This window comes from Candidatus Uhrbacteria bacterium CG10_big_fil_rev_8_21_14_0_10_50_16 (genome assembly GCA_002774875.1).
GTDB lineage: Bacteria > Patescibacteriota > Patescibacteriia > UBA9934 > UBA11717 > UBA11717.
In genome coordinates this window covers 18,415-37,256 of record PCYM01000006.1, presented here as the reverse complement: position 1 = coordinate 37,256, position 18,842 = coordinate 18,415, and the positions used below count along the sequence as shown (strand labels likewise).

The following is an 18,842-nucleotide window of genomic DNA, read 5'->3' as shown; positions in this document are numbered from 1 at the left end:
TCTCGCAAGCGCATGAAGCGTTGTAACCATCCGATTCGGCGCGATAGCCAAGTGGTAAGGCAGGGGACTGCAAATCCCTTATCGTGGGTTCGATTCCCGCTCGCGCCTCCAACAAAAAGACCGACAAACGTCGGTGTTTTTTTTGAGGTGCAGGAGAGAACATAACCAGAAAGCACTCATCGGTATTGAGTGCTTTATCTTCTTACTTATCCGCCTTCTTCAGAAGCAGGAGCGAGCGGTGGAGCCTCGACCTCCAAAAGCACGTTTCCGGCAGAGATGGTCTCCCCCGTTTCCACAAGCGTCACCAGTGCCGAAACAATGTACTCGCCAGGCACAGGGAGCGTCCATGTTTGCGTTTCTATAAACTTGGTCGGATTGATCGTCACGCCGATAAGTGATCCACCGGATCCTGTCCGCGGCCCCGCAAAATACTCAATTTTCTGGTAGAGGTTTGGGTTATCGAGTTCAATTCGAATGGGATAGGTAGGTTCCTTTGCAACGATAATCTGACCGGGTCGAGGATCAACAATCTGAATGCTTCCTAAATCTCCACTTGGAATTTGAATCTCCGTGGTTGCAGAACTCTCGTTCTCCACATCATCAAATGCCACCACGCGCAACGCACGTTCTCCCGCCAAAATAAACGGTGGAATTGTGACATTGATTCTGTAGGGCGAGTTACTCGTTGCTCCAAGATAGAAGCCATCCACATACACCTCTACGCGCGAGATTTCTCGACGAGCAGACACGCGCGCCTCAACCGTAAAGGTCCGAGACTCCAGGTTTCCATTTGCCGGTTGCTCAATCCGTACATCTGGAATGTTTCGCGCCACATGCACGTCGTCAAATTCTGTCGGCGGCTGCTCATTTACAAAGGCCTCTCCAAGTTCAGCCATTTTTCGTGCAACCCAATCCTGTACCGCGGATTCCCAATTTGGATATTGCGGATCTGTCGAGTCCGCCCCAGGTGCGGCTCCTGTAATATTCTTTCGATCCACGTAATACAGAATTGAATGATGTGTAACGTACGTCTTTTGTTCGCGCAATCGTACCGGTGTCTCGTCGGTTGCGAGCAAGCCCGACACACGATCAATCGTCAATGTTTGTGTATTACCAATCTCACCATCTAACGCCGGCTTTCCAAGTGTTGGGATCGATGGGCCTGCAAATGATTCGACAGGTTTATCTGCCAAGTAGCGTCGCATAACCGCGTTCCAGATAGGCCCTGCAACAGAGGATCCTCCTGCGCCACGTGCCATCTTGCTATTGTCATTATTCCCTCCCCAGACACCCATTGCGATTGATGGCGTGTATCCCATAAGCCAACCATCACGGTAATCATTCGTCGTTCCAGACTTTGCCGCAACTGGACGTCCTGGCAATGTGAGCGCTGAGCCCGCACCAAACGCGTATTGCCGAGCACCGTCGTCGGACAACACATTCGTCGTCATGCGTGCAATATTCGCATCGACAATCTTTTTACCGTCTACTGGTTTCCATTCAAATTGAATGTCTCCACGTGAATTCTCAACACGCAAAATAGAGACCGGCTCATGTTGCATGCCGTCTGCCGCCAACGTTGCAAAAGCACTTGTGTGATCTAGAAGCGTCACCTCTCCCCCTCCAAGAACAACCGCAAGTCCAAATCGGCTGCGATCCGCAAACGTCGAGTAACCCATCCGTTCTGCAAAATTCAAGAACGTGTCCACGCCCACAAGATAGAGCGCTTTTACGGCCGGAATATTCAAGGATCCCTGCAGTGCAGTTCGCACGGTTACCGGCCCATGCTCTTTAAGGTCATAGTTGCGAGGGTGATAGATCCCAACATCAGATGGAAAATCTGTTTCTACGTCGTAGAGAACGGTGTTTGGTGTGTATCCTGCTTCAAACAATGCGGTATAGACCATCGGCTTAATAGAGGACCCAGGTTGTCGTGCACGGATTGCCACATTCACCGCACCGTCGCTCTCCTCATCAAAATAGTCGTGACTTCCAACCATCGACAAAATCTCGCCTGTCTTTGGATCAATCGCAACGAGTGCTGCGTTACTAAAATTAAAGGATTCTCCACGCTCAGCCACGGCCTTCGCCACCTCCTCTTCGGCAATCTTTTGTAAGTCGTAATCAATGGATGTAATCACCTTCAACCCGCCTTCTTCTATCTCGCGATCACTATAATCAAACTGGGACTGCAATAATTCCCGCACATAGAACACAAAGTGCGGAGCGGTAATGTCCCCCACCGTACGATTCAACGCAAGCGGCTCAGCCTGTGCCGCGTTCTTTGCGTCCTCCGTAATATACCCTTCCTCAAACATACGACGCAGAACAAAATCCCGACGCTCCTGTAAACGATCTGGGTTATTCAAATACGTAGTGGGTGCTTTTGGTAGTCCGGCAAGCGTCGCTGACTCTGCAAGCGTCATCTGCGAAGCAGGCTTTCCAAAATAACTTTGTGCCGCTGATTCCACTCCGTAGTTGGTGGAGCCGTAAGGAATCTCATTAAAGTAAATTTGGAGAATCTCATCCTTTGTATACTTCTGCTCTAGTCGAAGAGACAAAATAATTTCCTTGATCTTACGCGTAAAACTACGCTCGTTGGTCAAAATTGCATTTTTTACCAACTGCTGCGTGAGTGTGGACGTTCCCTCAACACGACGATTAGGCAAGAGACCGTACAAAACCGCGCGTGCCATACTCAACGGCCGAATCCCCATGTGCGTATAGAACTTGGTATCCTCTGTTGCGATCACACCGTTGACCAAATCCTTAGGTAAGGTGTCCAACGGAACAAGTGTGCGTTTTTCGTCCACATAAATCTCAAACAAGATATGCTCGCCGGTACGATCGTAAATTTTTGTGCTCTGCGCAACGGATCGATCTTGTAGCGCATTTGGATCAGGCAGGCTTCCCCCCATAAAGAGGAACAATCCTCCAAGCAAAACAAACAGGCCCACAACAGCAACGGCCGCAAGCAGGAAAACATTCGTTAGAAACGTCTTTGAGAACACAGTTTTAAACGTTTGCTTAAATCGAGAAGATGAAGTGCGCGTGTGTTGTTGCGTCGCGCGTCGTTGACGCTTTGAGCGATGTTTTTTCCATCGATGCGTCCGATTGTACTGTGGGTCAGCCATGTAATTTGGTTGATGGTTGTATGAACTGATTGTACACCAGATACCAGTCGTCTGCGATCAATCAAACAGAAACTTATGTTAATTTCGGATAAAATGGAATAGATCAGTTTCTCTCATAATTCCAATAATTTCGCCTTATTTTATGACTAACCTTAGCACAGTATTTGATCTTGACATTCTAAGATCCTCCTCTTGAAAATAAGCCTCAATCCCTTGACAAAATGGCCTAAATATGATATAAGTTCCACGTCTCCTGCTAAGGGAGATTTCTTATTACCACTGGTTTTTATGACAAACCTATTCAACAACCTTGCGATCAAGCTGAAGGTATCGATGCACAAGATCACCACATTGGGACTTGTGGCTTCTTACGCCTTTTCCGCTGTGATTCCTATGAACGTACCGACCGTTCAGGCGCAAATCGTCTTGGATGAGTTTGTCACCGGAATCACTGCACAGCCCCAGAAACAGGTTTTGCCTGTCTCTGCGGATCGTGAAGCCCCACGTACTATGAAGATCCCCGTATCTGCATATAACTCGTTGCCAAACCAAACGGACGCAACGCCATTTAACACAGCCGACGGAACCTACGTGCGTGACGGTCTTATTGCGGCAAACTTCTTGCCTTTGGGAACACGTGTTAAATTCCCCGAGCTCTACGGAGATAAGGAGTTTATTGTCAAAGACCGTATGAACCCGCGTTACAACTACAAAGCGGACATCTGGATGGAAAACTATTCCGATGCAATCCACTTTGGTGTGCATTACACGACCATCGAGATTTATCCCGTGCGTACAAAGTAATGTATCCAAAAACACCCCTCATCGAGGGGTGTTTTATTCATTGAAAAAGTTGAAAGCTTTGCAGGATTGCCTGATGTGCCTCATTAAACTCGTGATAATTGAATACGAGATTATGATCCGGCAACGTCATGAATAAAATCGTGTCGTCCGTTCCTATTTCTGTACTAATCTTAAACTTCTCTGTGTGATCAAATCCTGCGACATCCGTCTGCTCGTCAAACACGCGTACAGACTCACTGGTAGCCTCTCGTGCCGCCTTATACTCCTCAGACGACAATTGGGTCACCTCGATGTAAAAGGCGCGCCCACTGACGATACTTGATGGGATTACCGACACGCGTTTTCCCGATTCCTGTACGGTCCATCCTGTTGGAACCTGAAACCCAAACCGATAAGCCTCGCTTCTATAGACGCCCTCCGACGTCTCGCTCACGTAGGCGCTGTAATCAATCTCCAGCGGTTTAGATGGAATATAGGCGCTTTTCCAATAGAGAGCCCCCACAAATACAATAACCCCTGTCAGAACAACCATGCCCAGGAAGACAGAGACGGTTCGTTTGTAGGACATAGAACGACGAGATTAAATCAAAGCGTACGTTTCAAACAAGAGTATACCACTCTACAAATCCAATAAAAAAAACCGCCCTTACTCGGGCGATCTCTTTATTGGCGAATTGGCATCACAATGTAGGTTTGCGATCCAGGTTCAAGGAGACCATTTGGCATGACAAGACATGGGTTCATTGCATCGATTAACTTTAACGTAACACCTTCCGAGCTCATTGTGTTGAGACCATCAAGTAAGTAGCGAAAATTAACCGTCATTTTATTTTCCTTCCCAGTGATATCTGCATCACAACTCACCGTGTTTGTTCCACGCGTTACCTCATTTGCGGTAACCGTTAGTTTCTTGGTATCTGGAGAGATCTGCAAGATCACATCAAACACGCCCTGCCGCGAAAAGAGACTTGCAGTCTTAATCGCCTTTATCAACTCATTTCTCCCCACAATCACCTCCGTCGTAAACACCGTGGGGATAATCTGTGTGTAGTCGGGATAATTTCCATCAATCGTTCTTGTAATCAATTCTGCTGGTCCATAGACAAAAACCGCCTGAGAATCCGAGAGTCTCAATTCCAGCACGTCGTCTGCTTCCGGGTCATCCTTAAACACGGATAGCATGCGGTTTACTTCATTCACGGTCTCTGCCGGTATGATCAGTTGTCGATCCTGTGCAGGTTCGGTGAGAATTACCTTTCGTTCAGAGAGACGATAGCTATCCGTTGCCGCCATGGTAAGCGTCTTCTCATTAAACTTAAGGAGAACACCAGAAAGTTCTGGTCGCGCCTCGCTATGTGACACTGCAAATGCAACCTGAGAAAGAGCCTCGCGAACGAGTTGTGCAGGCATTTTAATAACGGCCGTCGTCTCCACCTGTGGAATGAGTGGAAACTCTGCAGCATCAATTCCGTTCATTGTTGTTGCTGTATCTCCACATCGAACCTCCAAAAGCTGATCAACGCGCTCTACATCCACACGATCATTAGGCAACAAACTCACAAAGTCGTAAAAAAGTTTTGCAGGAACTGTAAACTCACCCGGCTTATCAATTTTTCCTCGAATACTAATACGCATGGCGATTTCTAGATTCGTTGTCGAAAGAACAATACTTCCTCCCTCCGCTTTTAGATGGACATTCTGCAAGACAGGTAGATTTACCTGTTTATTGGATATGTGGCTTACCACATTCAGTCCTTTTTGCAGATTGTCTTTTGTACACGAGAAGATCATGTTTACGTGTTCTTATGAATATAGATATATAACTAGTAATAGTAATAGTGCTGTGGATAGGGTGGAAAAGTCCTATTGAATGAATGTTTAATAGTCTATTCAGTGCACAGCCACTGTGTGTATGGATGGGACGCAGCCTGTGAACAACTATGTCCCCACCCCCGCGGGTCTATTATCCACTTATTATCCACGTGCCCATACACATACTTTTCTACAGGGTTATAAGCAGGGTTATCCCCTAAACCTGTGGACTTATGCTGCGTACAATCGCTGCTTAATGATCTCCATATCGTGACACAGCTTCTCATCCGATTCGAGGCAGCGCTTTATTTTTGAATAGGCGTGCATTGCTGTCGTGTGGTCTCTTCCGCCGAGCTCCTGTCCAATTGATGGGTAGGAATAACTCATATCCTCGCGCAAGAGATACATAATGATTTGACGTGGAAATGCGAGTCGCTTCTCTCGACTTTTTCCAACGAGCTCGTCCATAGTTATGTCATAGTACTCAGCCACCACATGCATAAGTTCTCGCGGAGTGGCCGTTTTTATGATGTCTACGGGCCTAAAACTCTGCACAATTGGGGCAACGGATTCCAAGGTTGGTACCTGATTTTTTAACTGATGGTACGCAATAATTTTATTAAGGGCGCCTTCAAGTTCGCGAACATTTGATTGGATATTGTCCGCAACGTGGCGCATGACCTCTTGTGGCATGCTCCATTGACGCTCTCGACACTTTGCCTCCAATATCGCAACACGTGTCTCATAGTCGGGGCTACTGATATCGGCCGTCATTCCCCATTCAAAACGGGATAAAAGACGATTTTCTAACGCGGTGATGAGTTTTGGTGGTCGATCGGCGGACAAGATGATCTGCTTGTTCTGCTGGTGAAGTGCGTTGAATGTGTGAAAAAACTCTTCCTGTGTTTCTACTTTTCCACTAAAAAACTGAATATCATCCACAATTAACACGTCCACGGTTCTATAAACATCTTTAAACTCACGCGCACGTCCGGTTCTAACGGCCTGGATAAAATCATTGGTGAACTTCTCACTCGTAACGTAGAGTACACGCTTTCCGGGGTTGAGCTGAACAACCTCATGCCCGATTGCTTGTAAAAGATGCGTTTTGCCAAGTCCTACGCCTCCGTAGATAAATAGGGGGTTGTAGGTGGTTCCGAGATTTTTAGGAACAGCCATGGCGGCAGCATGAGCAAACTCGTTTTGTTTTCCGACGATGTAAGCATCAAAAGTGTAGCGTGGATTGAGGGTGTTTCCGATTGGATCGTCCTGCAGGTCACTACGACTAAAGGCAATCGATGTATCAACCTGGGTATTATGAATCGGGATTGGTTGTGGGCCGTTTGAGGATCCTTTTACCTCTACGTTGTATGTTACTTCTCGTACGGCGTCACTTGTTGCCCTCTGTAGAGATTTGAGAATACTTTTATGATATTTATTCTCTAACCATGTTTTTGTGAAATTGTTGGGGACCGCAATGACGATATGGTCGTGTGTGATCTCGGTGATGAACGTGTCCTTGAACCAGGTTGTAAAATTTGCCTTTGAGAGCTCTAATTCAAGCTCCCCTAATGTGGTTTCCCACAACTCTTGTGTATCCATAATTTTGTTTGAGTGATACGCGTGAAGCGGACTAACGGCCGTGCGCCTGGCTGTATTTCCGAGTGACAGAATCATACCACATATCCACAGTTGAATAGAAAGCCTGTTTATAAGCTCTAAGTTGTCCACAGCATTCGTGCATAAGTCGTGAATACTGTGGATAGTTTTGGCCAAGATTGGGGTTGTAGTAAATAATAGTTGCACAATAAGAAACAAAAAATCCGTGCACAAGGCACGGACAACATGGGGATAACTTGAGGGTAACTTATTTATTGAGGTTCATCGACTCCCCCACGACTCCACGGGTTACAGCGAAGAATACGATACAACGTTTTAACACCTCCTACTATGATGCCCTGGTTTTTAATCGACTTATATCCATACTCAGAGCACGTTGGATGAAAGCGACAATAGCCATGCGGATAAAATCCTTTAAGCGGCCCATGATCAAAGGAAAGCGTTTTTTGATAGAGACGAATCATCCCCAACACGGGAAGCCGTAGTGGATAAACAAAGTTTTGAAACCTCATAGTATAGGAACGTCATTCAAAACGCCGGCTTTCTTGAGCGCGGAGAGAACGGATGTTTGAAGCTCCTCATATGAGGCTTTAAGCGCCTCTGGTCGCGCGATGATTGCGATGTCGTAGTCTGTGGCGATGTGGCTCAAATGTGCTTCTAGAATTGCACGAACACGTCGACGAATACGATTACGACGGAAGGCTCGCTTGTGGACCTTTACTCCGACCACGATCACAAACCGAGTTTGCTGCAATCCGTTCTTGCGGACCTTGGCACCCACCTTTACGTCAAACACCCCTTTTCCTTTAGAAAAGAGCTTTTTAATGTCCATTTCCTTCTTGAGACGATAATCGTAGGGGAGCATAGCTCTATAATACAAGAAAGACACGCACATGGCATGTCTTTCGGGTTTAGACGGTCAATTTGAGTCGTCCCTTTGCTCTTCGTCGTTTTAAGACGAGTCGCCCTGTTGCAGTACGCATTCGGGCTCGGAAGCCGTGCACACGCATCTTATGTCGTTTTTTTGGTTGGAACGTTCGCTTAGGCATAGGTTCATTCAATGTGTGGAGATTGTAGTAAAAAGAGCAGATATTGTCAATAGCTGAAGCTTAGGTGGATCGTCGCCCGATGTTTTGCGGGTTTTGTTGGTGTTTTGGACATTATTTGAATAATAGTGCTGCTTGCATTGTTTTTATATTCTGAATGGCCGTGAGTCGATTCACTCATAACGGCTACAATGAACCTGATCTAATACGCATACGGCGGCTAATTTGCTAGAATGTGTACATGAAAACAACCGCAACCTGTCCCGAGTGTTTGGAGAAGCTAAAGGAGCTGCAGAAAATCTGTGGATCTTGCGGGTATACGGTTGAGTTGGTCCCCGCGGAGGAGTTGATTGAGCGTTACCTTAAACGGCCATCTCCCGGCGGGTTATTTTGGACACAGGCCTATGCGTTGGGAACACGGCAATATCTTTGGTTTCTTGTCTCCTTAATTCCGATTGCGGGTTTTGTTGCCCTGGGCGCGATGTTCCTATTTGGCCGCCGTTTATCCTGGAAGTCGGGTGAATGGGATAGCTTTGCAGAATTCAAAAAGCGACAGCAACTCATGGATGGTCTTGCTTACGCGTGGCTCGGTCTGCTAATTGCTGTATTTTTGTACATGCGCTACGTGGGCCAAGCGTAATAAATATTTTTTGTAGAAATCACGGTGTAAGGCGCTCTCTATACTGAAGCGCTTCTGTGATGTGAGGGGTCTCAATAAGATCGACGGCGGCGATGTCGGCAATCGTGCGTGCAACTTTTATGATGCGAATGTAGGCACGAGCAGATAGGTGTAGCGATCGCGCGGCGGTTCCCAAGATAAGTGTTGCCTCTTTGGACATGGGACAATAGGTTTTAATGTCGCGTGTTCCAATGTCTGCGTTTGTCACAAGTTCAACTGTTTCAAATCGTTTTGTTTGAATATTCCGTGCCGCTTGAACGCGTTTTTGAAAATCCGTTGACGTTTCTCCGGCATCTAGTTGCTCCAATTTTTCAATCTCAAGTTTTGGAACCTCTAAATGCAGGTCAATGCGATCGAGTAAGGGGCCTGACAATTTTTTTTGATAGCGAATGATTTGTGTGGGTGTGCACACGCAAGGATGAAACGGATCACTGGCATACCCACAAGGACACGGATTCATGGCGGCAACGAGCATAAATTTTGCCGGGAATTCTGCCGTACCCGCCGCGCGAGAAACAGTAATAAACCCGTCCTCTAATGGTTGTCGAAGATTTTCGAGTGCTTGCTTAGAAAACTCTGGGAATTCATCCAAGAATAGAACGCCACGGTGTGCAAGACTCACCTGTCCTGGTTTTGGTGTTGTGCCCCCGCCGATCAGTGCCACCCCGCTTGTTGTGTGATGAGGGGACTGAAACGGTCGCTGTGTTACCAAGGGCATTCCTTTGAGTGCGCCGCTCACTGAGTGAATGCGTGTAATGTCGAGTGCTTCGTCGAGTGTAAGTTGAGGAAGAATCGTAGGAAGCGATCGTGCAAGCAATGTTTTTCCAGACCCAGGTGGACCCGATAAGAGAATATTATGACCACCAGCGGCGGCAATCTCTAACGCGCGCTTTGCACGCTCCTGCCCTTTTACGTGTGCCATATCGTAGGCGTAGGAAATCGGTTGATGGTCGAGTGCGACAACGTGAACCGTTGGCTTGATAAGCTTTGTCCCCTCAAGGTGCAGAACAAGATCTTTTAGGTGGCTAACACCCAGAACATGAATTCCGTCCACGAGAGCGGCTTCCTGTGCGTTACAGGCGGGAACAATAATGGTTCTGTGTCCGCGTCTCTTCATCTCTACGGTGATCGGAAGCACTCCGTCAACATGCCGGATTGACCCATCGAGCCCAAGTTCCCCCAAAATAACCAGTGGTTCTTTGGGTAATTGTATGTGTCCTTGTGCAGCAAGGAGGCTAATTGCAATAGGAAGGTCGTACGCGGGACCTTCTTTTTTTAAGTGTGCAGGAGCTAGATTGACCGTTACTTTATAGCGGGGAAAGGGGAAACCGCTTTTTTTCAGGGCTGCCTCTACCCTGCCGGATGATTCATTGACGGCACGATCCGGCAGACCAACGATCAAGAATTTACGAAGACCAAACGCAATATCAACTTCAACATAGATCGGTTCGGCGGAAAGGCCGATGATCGCTGCAGATAAAATAGACATAAAAACCTCCTTTATGATTGATGTGGGGAGGTTTTGTTTGTAGCGAACAAAATACCCAGTATGCCAAGAACAATGAGTACGTCCGACAGATTTATGATGCTCCGACTGAATAGCAGGAGATAGTCTGTTGTAAACCCGTGGACAACACGATCGACCAAATTACCAAAGGCTCCTCCAATGAGTAAGACCAGACTAATGGCTAAACTCGGCTGATGACTCCAGATGCGAGAAAGCCACATACTGCATCCGATGAGAATAACAACCGAAAGAGGTATGACGAGCAGGAGAGGTATAGGTGTATTTGCAACAACACCTAGGTTTTTGTGGAGATAAAACTCGGCGACACCCGGTAAGACTGGAATAAATACGTCTCTAAGGCGCGATAATGCAATGAACTTAAATAATCCATCGCTTATAACGAGAAGACATGTAACAATCAATGCAATCACCACGGAACGATGGGGGGTAGATAGTTTCATGGACTACTAGTATACCAATTAAGCAGTGATCTATTATGAAAAAACTGTCAAGGGTTGTGGAAACGAAAAGACTGCCTGAACTACGAGCGTCTCCCTTTATAGATAGGTGGAGCGCTGGTGACTCGGGCAGTCGGACGTTAGGTCCACTGCAGAAGAGCGCTCCAGTAGACCGGGATCCAGCGACAAGGATTGTCTTCAGATCTCGGCCTACGAGCTGCCTGCACGTGGTAGAACATTTCCCTCATAACCGTTCTATGGCATCCCTCGAGCGCCGGTCCAATTTGAGACCAACATGTATTGAGGGGAGCCCTTCGTGGCGTTTGTTTTATCCCAATTTTATGTTTTTATTTTTAAACAATGGAATAGAACAGTTGCGAGGAGAGGTGCGCAGCCAAGATGTACCAGTCTTCGCTAGACACCCCTGTGGTAGGGGTTTTGAAAGAACGATTGTTTGAAGGGTACATACACATAGTAGCACGTTGAACACTATTTGTCAACGGATGTATTTGGCTTATTTTAGATAAAAAAACAAAAACTTGTTCGTTATTTTTAAACAAAAATGTGGATAAGTAATTTCTTATCCACATTAATCCACAGTTACCCTCAGGTTATCCACAGAATGGTTACTCTGCACAGATACGCCAGGAATTTATACTTCGAACAAGTGTGTAGGTCGATTGCGTGTTTTCCTCTAACATTGGCAAAGAATGATATCTGTAAAACGAGACTGGGTGTTTTTCACAAATTGTATTTGTCCACGTAGCTGTAGACATCTCTGATGTGTACTCATTTAGGAGGTCTGTTGATGTTGATGCCAAGAGCACGTCACGATCTTCATTGATCTGATAGTACCATCCAAAGGTTGTTCCTCCTGTGTAGTGCGTTTGCAAAGCTTCGTCTGTAATAATTGTGTCGATCGTGTCTGCCGGGACGAGCTCTGAGATCGTACGCCCATCGTTGGTGAGCCGATCTCTTTCTATGGGGTTCTGCTGCTTGCTACTCACATAAATAAATTGCATAAAGGACGCTCTATTTTTTGCGTCCGTTGCGATCATGAGTTGATGATCGGTAGAAATAAGGTCGAGCCCTTCTGGGAGGACGAGGCTTGTACCAGGAATAGAGCAGTTGTTGGAGCAATGTATTCCGATTGTTGCATTGGGATGAATGGGGATTTGGATTGCCTTTTGACCTGGCATAGAAACAGCTATGCCATTTTTGATACGAAATAGACGGCGCGTTGTGACAGTATCCCCTTCTCTCACGTAGACAACGCCTACTGTTGTTGGAAGAAACCATGCAGGAGGTCTTGGCGCCGATGGAACCATTTGGTTAATAGACACGATTGATCCGTCATTTTTAACCGCGAAAGCCTGACCTACAAGCCCTGTGACATTAAAGAGGAGTTCCTTTTGGTCTGTATTAAAAAATATCGCAATAGCGTAATCATCTTCAGGTAACGTGACAGCACCACCAATGGATGAGGAAGCGTTAGGAATAGCATTGCCCTGATGTATCCACGTAATCGCTAAATAACCCACAAGTAAGAGATACAAAACAACAGCAGCCCAACGGATCCAAGGTCGGGCTGACTGCTGTGTGTCTAAATAGTTGTCGCGGTAACGATACATTATCCGTTATTACGGTGTGGTGGACGTGGACCGCGTGGCGCTGATGGTCGATCCGATCCTGGTCGACGTGCAGGACGATCCCCTTCTGGCTTTCGTTCTGCCTGTGTGGGTGGTTCTGGGTACACATTTCCCTCTGCTTGCTTCATAGAGAGGTTCGTGCGACCCATTTGGTCTACCTCGGTGACCTTTACATAGACCTTGTCCCCTTCCTTTACAATGTCCTTTACCTGGTTTACGCGGTAGGGCGCCATCTCGGAGACATGCACAAGTCCTTCTTGCTTTGGCAGGACTTCGACGAACGCACCAAAATCCATAAGACGTGTAACCGTTCCGTGATACGTCTTTCCTACTTCAATTTCTGCAGTAAGCAGCCTAACCCAATCCATTGCTTCCTTCATTCCCTCTGCCATACGTGAGGTAATCGTGACAACTCCATCATCTTCAATATCAATTTCTACACCCGTCTTGGCAATAATTTCGTTAATCATCTTTCCTCCTGGGCCAATGACGTCACGAATCTTGTCTGGATTAATACGCATACTCTCAATACGAGGCGCGTAGAGAGAAAGCTCGGCGCGTGGTTCTGCAATAGTGTTGGAGATAACTTCAAGAATCTGCCCTCGTGCCTTTGAGGCTTGTCGGAAGGCTTCCTTTACAATGTCCATGTTGAGTCCGAGCGTTTTTGTGTCCAGCTGAATTGCTGTTACGCCGTCTGTTGTTCCTGCGACTTTAAAGTCCATTCCGCCCTGTCCATCCTCTAAATCCTGTAGATCCGTAAACACTTTCCATTCGTTCATGTCGGGTGTCGATGCAAGACCGACAGCCACACCTGCGACGGGCGCTTTAAGCGGAACGCCTGCATCCAATAGTGAGATTGTCGATCCGCAGACGGATCCCATAGAGCTAGAGCCGTTTGATCCCATGGTGTCCGATGTAACACGGATTACGTAAGGGAATACCTCTGCGTCTGGAAGAACAGGCTCGAGAGCTTTTTCTGCGAGTGCACCATGACCAACCTCACGACGTCCTGGTCCTCGCAATGGTCGCGTTTCCCCGACACTAAATGGAGGAAATGAGTAGTGATGCATGTAGCGCTTTTTCTCGTCTACTTCCATTGTATCGATCACCTGCGCTGCACCTGGGCCTGCGAGGGTTACGGTTGAGAGAACCTGTGTTTCTCCGCGTGCAAAAAGTCCTGATCCATGCGTGCGTGGTAAAAGCCCCACGGTACAGCTAAGAGGACGAATTTCTTCGATTGCACGGCCGTCAACGCGACGATCATTTTTGAGAATTTGTTGAGAGATGACGTGTTCGATCTCGTGGTACACCATGCTGGTGCCAAAAGAAAGGTTCTCTTCCTCTACACCTTCACTGAGTAAGAAATCCTTGAGCTGATCTGTGAGAACTCCTCGGGCCATAGCACGATCAATTTTGCGATCAAGTGGTGCGCCAAAGAAGAGCTCCTCCACTTTTTTGCTGATAAATGGCTTTGCAAGAGATTCTACCTGCTCACGTGTCGCCATTTGTTCAGCTGTTTCCTTGCCTTGTAAGGGATCGATTTTCTCGGATCCGACGGCATCACGAACTTGCTGAATGAGATCCAGAACAGGTGAGAGCGATTTGAGCCCGGCTTCTACCCCTTCCATCATGGTTGCGTCTGGTATCTGTTTTGCACTTGCTTCTACCATGAGCAGTCGGTCAGTTGTTCCGCAGACCACGAGGTCCGATACGCTTGTTTCTCGTTGCGTGTAGGTTGGATTGGCAATCCATGCGCCGTCTATGTGTCCCATACGAATACCAGCAACCGGTCCCTCCCATGGGATTTGAGACATATGGAGAACAACGCAAGAAGCAATGATTGCCACGATATCCGGATCATTTTCCTCATCGAATGACAACACGGATGCGATTACCTGGATATCGTTACGAATACGCTCATCAAAAAGCGGTCGTAGCGTACGGTCGATCATACGGCCAGCCAAAACGGCTTGGTCTGATGGTCGTCCCTCTTGCTTAATGAATCGCGATCCCTTGATCTTACCAGCAGCGGAATACTTTTCCTCGTAATCCACCATGAGCGGGAAAAAGTTCATTCCAGGACGTTCTTCCTTGGACATAACGACCGTTGCCATAACGACCGTGTCGCCATAGCGCACGGTACAAGCGGCGTCTGCCTGGAAAGCCATTCGTCCTACTTCGATCGTAAGCGTTTTACCTGCCCACTCCGTAGAGAATTGTTTTGGTTCCATAAAATTGGTTCCCCTGGCAGTCAGACTCAAGAACTCAATGTGTTGAGGTCTCTATCTTGCCACCAGGCTGTGAATGAGATGTCGTTTTAGCGACGAAGCAATCATATCATCTGACGCTCTGTGTTGATATGCACGCTTCGTTGCTCACAAGCCGTAGCTTATGAGACAACGGGTTTCTAATTGTTTAAGGCACGCTCATTGGGTGAGAGTCCGTCGTAATCTACAGGTTTTGCAGTAACGTGAGCTCGCGCAGGGTAACGAATCTGCTTGGGAGCGGGTGCTTGCATGTGCTTGATTTGAGGTTTTGAAAGAGATCTAACTACAGGTTTTGCCTCAACCTTCTCCTGTGCAAGCGGTTGAGCGGAGGTTGTGTCTGATACCATCGTTCCGGCTCCGTGGCTACCAGTTGGAATGAGGAAACTACGCTTATTCTCCGACAAGTTGATGTAGTTTGAGCTCCCAACCTTCTCGATAAGACGAGAAGATGTTGTTTCTCGGAATGCTGCAACCTCTACAAATTTTCCTCTGCTGTGGAGGTAATCAATGAGTGGCATGTAGTCACCGTCACCGGAGACGAGAATGATCACGTCTAAATCTGGTGCGGAGCTAATGGCGTCCACGGTAATACCAACGTCCCAGTCGGCCTTCTTTTGGCCACCGTCGTATTCCATGAGCTCTTTCTCCTTGGTTTCGATTCCAAGATTATTGAGCGCGTCAAAAAACGGCTGGTTCTCTCCGGTTTTTGTAGAAACGACGTACGCAGTTGCACGAATGAGTTGGCGGGCTCCAACCGCCTTTTTGACAATATTGCCAAAGTTTACCTTTCGGTTATAGAGATTACGAGCGCTATAGTACAGATTCTGTACGTCGATAAAGACACCGACACGCTGATGTTTGTGATGGATCATGATAAAAAGTGATTGAGAGATGCGTGGAACATGCGTGACGCGATTGTGTGCGGCACAAATTTGAGAAAACCGCACAATTAGGAATAAAGGAAACGGTGTTACGTTTTTCCAACAAAACCTCCCAAAATGTTTATAAAACGGTACAAGGTACCGGGCGTATTCAGCAGAACCGAACACGACTAGGATCTTGTTAGCCAAATCCCCGCGACAACAAAGCCGCGGGGACGGAAAATTACTTCAACTTCAACGCTTCTTTTAACTTTTTGTGGGCCTTGAGGTCCTCTCGCTCCAAGTATTTGAGCAAACGGCGACGCTCATTTACCTTGCGGATGAGTCCGCGTCGGGATGAGTGGTCCTTTTTGTGTGTTCGCAAGTGACCCGTAAGATCTTTGATCTCGGAGGTAAGAATCGCAACCTGCACCTGTGGTGACCCCGTGTCACTCTTGTGGGTAGCAAATTTGCTAATAATATTCTCCTTTTGCTTCTTTGTAAGCATAGTAATCGATTAGCGAAGGCCGAGTGACCCGTCGGAGAGATCAGGTACCAAGCGATCGTTGGTGAATAACGCTAGGAATATACAAGAAAGCGTGTTATTTGTCAATCCCGAAGGTGGATTGAGGGGTAGAAACAACAAACCGTCCAGAGGTGGACGGTCGGATAGCGTGACCCAGCCCACGCCCGGCCTAGTCCCTGGTGGGGGATATTGGCCGGACGTGATCGTCGGTCGGGTAAGCTCCATCCTACGGTCGAATGGTGCGAGAGAACATTGCTCCTTCATTGGTTCTGGGTCAAGAAACAGCAAAACCGCCTGTTTAGCGGTCCGAAAGAGAAGGTTAGTGGCCGGTCCGAGAGTTACCTCGGACCGGCCTGCTGGGAATGCACGGGAGCAGGCACCATAGACCTGAGCGTTCGAATTAGGGGGAGGGGGTTGATTCGATAGCTCCTAGTCTTAGTCGGGCTTTCCTTGCGACAAGCCGGTCGACTCCTTGTGTGCAGCGCCAACAGATCCAACCTAACGTAAATTGGGTTGTTTGTCAATTCACACTCGCTCGTCTGCACCAAGTGTCGTATAATACGGATATGGCAACATCAAAAACAGAAATATTGCTTCTTGATTTCTTTGAACATCTAGAGATTGAGAAGGGGCGCAGCGCACGGACGCTGAGAAACTATGATTTTTATTTACGACGGTTTTTTACATGGGCGCACTGGCCGGCGCCAGGGGATATTACACTTGAGAAGGTACGCAAGTTTCGTGTGTGGTTAAATCGAGAAATTCACGGGCGTGACCAAGAAGCTCCAAAAGCCACCACGCAAAACTATCACCTTATCGCCCTCCGATCATTTTTAAAATATTTAGCAAAACGGGACATTAAGTCTTTGGCGGCAGAGAAGATCGAGCTCGCAAAGCATCCGGACCGGCAGGTGGAGTTTTTGGAGGAGGACGAGCTGATCCGACTCTTGGACATTCCAAAACGCGGTAAGGGACTCGTGTCGTTACGAGATTCGGCAATTTTGGAAACGCTTTTTTCTACGGGGTTACGTGTATCAGAGCTCGCACGACTCGAGATTGATCACGTCAATTTAAAGCGCGATGAGTTTACGGTTACAGGAAAGGGTGGAAAACGACGCATTGTTTTTTTGTCGGAACGCGCGCGTGATGCAATTAAGGTATATCTCAGCAGGCGTGCCGACACGGCTCCCTTCCTGTTTGTTTCACACGATCGTGCAAAAGCAGGGAGAGATGTGGATCAGGGGCTGACGCCAAGATCTATTCAACGAACAGTGGATGGATATGCACGTAAAGCTGGCATTACAAAACATGTGTCGCCGCACACTATGAGGCACACGTTTGCTACGGATTTATTGCGAGGAGGTGCCGATATTCGATCTGTTCAAGCTATGCTGGGTCACGCCTCCATTACAACCACACAAATCTACACACACATTACAAACAACCATTTGCGCGATATCCACAAAAAACATCACGATAAAAAACGGAAAAAATAATACGAGATTTCAATTTATTCGGACAAGGGATTTTTCCCTTCTAAAATTAAAACACTCTCAACAACGGAGAGTGTTTTTTTTGACCGCACTTTTGTGAACCTAATCATAATAAGGTAAAAAACTATTTACCTCATCGCCTTCCGCTAGTACACGGCCAATACTAAATGTGTAGATTCCGTCTTGAGATAGGGTCTCATAAGATCTCACTAGTTGAGCGGGCACGCGCTGTTCTTGAGCGGATAAGCTTGGATACCGCAATAAGTCTCTTTCTATAACCCATTGTCCGTTGTGCAATTCAACCGTGGTTGTAGTTAAGAGCCGAGTCAGAGATTGTGGCATTTCTGATACGGAGTAAGCAGGCTCAATTCCCTGCACTGGATTTTGTTCTAGTAAAAATTTTGTTGGTTCGGAGGTAAAAAAGCTGACAAAGGCTAAAACTTGCTCTCTCGTGCTTATCTGACCTGTTATTCGAGAGAGTTCAGAAACGTTTTTGATTTGCGTTAAACTGCCGTTAGAACCTTTAACGTAAAACAATTTACCCATTGGAACGATACTTCCATCGAACTTCATGTACAACAAGTGGTCGGGCTGTAATGGAAAACCAACGGATAAAAGCTGATTACCAACCCATGACGGTGTTGTTGGTTCAATAGGTTTGGTGTCCGGTACAACGACCGGTTGTTGTGGCGATGGATTTATGGAAACAGGAACGGCCGCAGGTGCGGGTACATCTTTTAAAATATACAACACGGCCATTGAAGCAAGTATGACGACCGTTATTGCTACCAAAAGGCTATTTTTTTGATTCATAGATGTATCAAGTTTTGTAAGATGGATTTCTAAAACTGGCAATTTCCTACGTGGTGCCCCGGGCAGGACTCGAACCTGCAACCTTGAGGTTAGAACCCTCCTGCTCTATCCGGTTAAGCTACCGGGGCGTGTGCTCACGACGTATCGCGAGGCTCATAAAGTATAGCAAATCAG

17 protein-coding genes and 2 tRNA genes are annotated in these 18,842 nt (G+C 47.1%); 4 read left to right on the top strand and 15 right to left on the bottom strand.

Features of this window, described 5'->3' with window-relative positions:
* The first annotated feature begins 37 nt into the window (after window positions 1–37).
* Window positions 38–111 (top strand) — tRNA-Cys (locus tag COV06_03175).
* A 95-nt stretch (window positions 112–206) separates the two neighbouring features.
* Here COV06_03175 and COV06_03170 read toward each other — a convergent pair.
* Entirely contained in the window at window positions 207–3,134 is a 2,928-nt protein-coding gene (locus COV06_03170) for a hypothetical protein (GenBank protein ID PIR47434.1), read from the bottom strand.
* A 288-nt stretch (window positions 3,135–3,422) separates the two neighbouring features.
* Between COV06_03170 and COV06_03165 the strand changes: the two genes are divergently transcribed.
* The gene (locus COV06_03165) at window positions 3,423–3,938 is read left to right on the top strand and encodes a hypothetical protein (GenBank protein PIR47433.1); all 516 of its coding nucleotides are present in this window, start codon (window positions 3,423–3,425) and stop codon (window positions 3,936–3,938) included.
* Between the two features lie 37 nt (window positions 3,939–3,975).
* Here the strand turns inward: COV06_03165 and COV06_03160 are convergent, their stop codons facing one another.
* The 6 genes from COV06_03160 to COV06_03135 all read right to left on the bottom strand — a co-directional run bounded on the left by COV06_03160 (window position 3,976) and on the right by COV06_03135 (window position 8,419).
* Window positions 3,976–4,506 (bottom strand): hypothetical protein, encoded by a 531-nt coding sequence (locus COV06_03160; GenBank protein ID PIR47432.1) that lies wholly within the window; start codon window positions 4,504–4,506, stop codon window positions 3,976–3,978.
* Between the two features lie 95 nt (window positions 4,507–4,601).
* A complete protein-coding gene (gene dnaN, locus COV06_03155; GenBank protein PIR47431.1) occupies window positions 4,602–5,729 on the bottom strand; it encodes a DNA polymerase III subunit beta in 1,128 nt (375 codons plus the stop codon).
* Window positions 5,730–5,981: 252 nt separating this feature from the next.
* Window positions 5,982–7,427, bottom strand: coding sequence for a chromosomal replication initiator protein DnaA (gene dnaA, locus COV06_03150; GenBank protein PIR47430.1), 1,446 nt, complete (start codon window positions 7,425–7,427; stop codon window positions 5,982–5,984).
* Window positions 7,428–7,621: 194 nt separating this feature from the next.
* Window positions 7,622–7,882 (bottom strand): membrane protein insertion efficiency factor YidD, encoded by a 261-nt coding sequence (yidD, locus tag COV06_03145; protein ID PIR47429.1) that lies wholly within the window; start codon window positions 7,880–7,882, stop codon window positions 7,622–7,624.
* Window positions 7,879–8,265 carry a ribonuclease P protein component gene (rnpA, locus tag COV06_03140; GenBank protein PIR47428.1) on the bottom strand — a complete coding sequence of 129 codons (387 nt, stop codon included), beginning with the start codon at window positions 8,263–8,265 and terminating at the stop codon, window positions 7,879–7,881. The genes yidD and rnpA overlap by 4 nt, the downstream gene beginning before the upstream one ends.
* 16 nt (window positions 8,266–8,281) lie before the next feature.
* A complete protein-coding gene (locus COV06_03135; GenBank protein ID PIR47427.1) occupies window positions 8,282–8,419 on the bottom strand; it encodes a 50S ribosomal protein L34 in 138 nt (45 codons plus the stop codon).
* 238 nt (window positions 8,420–8,657) lie between these two features.
* On the opposite strand from COV06_03135, the gene COV06_03130 reads away from it, so the two are divergent.
* On the top strand, window positions 8,658–9,056 hold the full coding sequence (locus COV06_03130) for a hypothetical protein (protein PIR47426.1): 399 nt from the start codon (window positions 8,658–8,660) through the stop codon (window positions 9,054–9,056).
* A gap of 19 nt (window positions 9,057–9,075) precedes the next feature.
* Here COV06_03130 and COV06_03125 read toward each other — a convergent pair whose 3' ends face one another.
* The 6 genes from COV06_03125 to COV06_03100 all read right to left on the bottom strand — a co-directional run bounded on the left by COV06_03125 (window position 9,076) and on the right by COV06_03100 (window position 16,344).
* The gene (locus COV06_03125) at window positions 9,076–10,584 is read right to left on the bottom strand and encodes a magnesium chelatase (protein ID PIR47425.1); all 1,509 of its coding nucleotides are present in this window, start codon (window positions 10,582–10,584) and stop codon (window positions 9,076–9,078) included.
* 11 nt (window positions 10,585–10,595) lie between these two features.
* Window positions 10,596–11,063 carry a hypothetical protein gene (locus COV06_03120; protein PIR47424.1) on the bottom strand — a complete coding sequence of 156 codons (468 nt, stop codon included), beginning with the start codon at window positions 11,061–11,063 and terminating at the stop codon, window positions 10,596–10,598.
* A gap of 623 nt (window positions 11,064–11,686) precedes the next feature.
* Window positions 11,687–12,691: a hypothetical protein gene (locus COV06_03115; protein PIR47423.1), complete on the bottom strand. Its 1,005-nt coding sequence runs from the start codon at window positions 12,689–12,691 to the stop codon at window positions 11,687–11,689.
* Window positions 12,691–14,940, bottom strand: a complete 2,250-nt coding sequence (locus COV06_03110; GenBank protein PIR47422.1) for a polyribonucleotide nucleotidyltransferase — start codon at window positions 14,938–14,940, stop codon at window positions 12,691–12,693. The genes COV06_03115 and COV06_03110 overlap by 1 nt, the downstream gene beginning before the upstream one ends.
* Before the next feature lie 176 nt (window positions 14,941–15,116).
* Entirely contained in the window at window positions 15,117–15,848 is a 732-nt protein-coding gene (locus COV06_03105) for a hypothetical protein (GenBank protein ID PIR47529.1), read from the bottom strand.
* A gap of 232 nt (window positions 15,849–16,080) precedes the next feature.
* Window positions 16,081–16,344 (bottom strand): 30S ribosomal protein S15, encoded by a 264-nt coding sequence (locus COV06_03100; GenBank protein ID PIR47421.1) that lies wholly within the window; start codon window positions 16,342–16,344, stop codon window positions 16,081–16,083.
* Window positions 16,345–16,928: 584 nt separating this feature from the next.
* Here COV06_03100 and COV06_03095 point away from each other — a divergent pair.
* The gene (locus COV06_03095; GenBank protein ID PIR47420.1) at window positions 16,929–17,858 is read left to right on the top strand and encodes a hypothetical protein; all 930 of its coding nucleotides are present in this window, start codon (window positions 16,929–16,931) and stop codon (window positions 17,856–17,858) included.
* 99 nt (window positions 17,859–17,957) lie between these two features.
* On the opposite strand, the gene COV06_03090 is transcribed toward COV06_03095, so the two are convergent.
* Window positions 17,958–18,614 (bottom strand): hypothetical protein, encoded by a 657-nt coding sequence (locus COV06_03090; GenBank protein ID PIR47419.1) that lies wholly within the window; start codon window positions 18,612–18,614, stop codon window positions 17,958–17,960.
* A gap of 105 nt (window positions 18,615–18,719) precedes the next feature.
* Window positions 18,720–18,796 (bottom strand) — tRNA-Arg (locus tag COV06_03085).
* Between the last annotated feature and the right edge of the window lie 46 nt (window positions 18,797–18,842).

Bases quoted from the DNA above. Each gene is read 5' to 3' on its own strand.
- COV06_03170 (PIR47434.1), bottom strand. From the start codon at position 3,134: ATGGCTGACCCACAGTACAATCGGACGCATCGATGGAAAAAACATCGC.
- COV06_03165 (PIR47433.1), top strand. From the start codon at position 3,423: ATGACAAACCTATTCAACAACCTTGCGATCAAGCTGAAGGTATCGATG.
- COV06_03160 (PIR47432.1), bottom strand. From the start codon at position 4,506: ATGTCCTACAAACGAACCGTCTCTGTCTTCCTGGGCATGGTTGTTCTG.
- dnaN (PIR47431.1), bottom strand. From the start codon at position 5,729: ATGATCTTCTCGTGTACAAAAGACAATCTGCAAAAAGGACTGAATGTG.
- dnaA (PIR47430.1), bottom strand. From the start codon at position 7,427: ATGATTCTGTCACTCGGAAATACAGCCAGGCGCACGGCCGTTAGTCCG.
- yidD (PIR47429.1), bottom strand. From the start codon at position 7,882: ATGAGGTTTCAAAACTTTGTTTATCCACTACGGCTTCCCGTGTTGGGG.
- rnpA (PIR47428.1), bottom strand. From the start codon at position 8,265: ATGTGCGTGTCTTTCTTGTATTATAGAGCTATGCTCCCCTACGATTAT.
- COV06_03135 (PIR47427.1), bottom strand. From the start codon at position 8,419: ATGCCTAAGCGAACGTTCCAACCAAAAAAACGACATAAGATGCGTGTG.
- COV06_03130 (PIR47426.1), top strand. From the start codon at position 8,658: ATGAAAACAACCGCAACCTGTCCCGAGTGTTTGGAGAAGCTAAAGGAG.
- COV06_03125 (PIR47425.1), bottom strand. From the start codon at position 10,584: ATGTCTATTTTATCTGCAGCGATCATCGGCCTTTCCGCCGAACCGATC.
- COV06_03120 (PIR47424.1), bottom strand. From the start codon at position 11,063: ATGAAACTATCTACCCCCCATCGTTCCGTGGTGATTGCATTGATTGTT.
- COV06_03115 (PIR47423.1), bottom strand. From the start codon at position 12,691: ATGTATCGTTACCGCGACAACTATTTAGACACACAGCAGTCAGCCCGA.
- COV06_03110 (PIR47422.1), bottom strand. From the start codon at position 14,940: ATGGAACCAAAACAATTCTCTACGGAGTGGGCAGGTAAAACGCTTACG.
- COV06_03105 (PIR47529.1), bottom strand. From the start codon at position 15,848: ATGATCCATCACAAACATCAGCGTGTCGGTGTCTTTATCGACGTACAG.
- COV06_03100 (PIR47421.1), bottom strand. From the start codon at position 16,344: ATGCTTACAAAGAAGCAAAAGGAGAATATTATTAGCAAATTTGCTACC.
- COV06_03095 (PIR47420.1), top strand. From the start codon at position 16,929: ATGGCAACATCAAAAACAGAAATATTGCTTCTTGATTTCTTTGAACAT.
- COV06_03090 (PIR47419.1), bottom strand. From the start codon at position 18,614: ATGGCCGTGTTGTATATTTTAAAAGATGTACCCGCACCTGCGGCCGTT.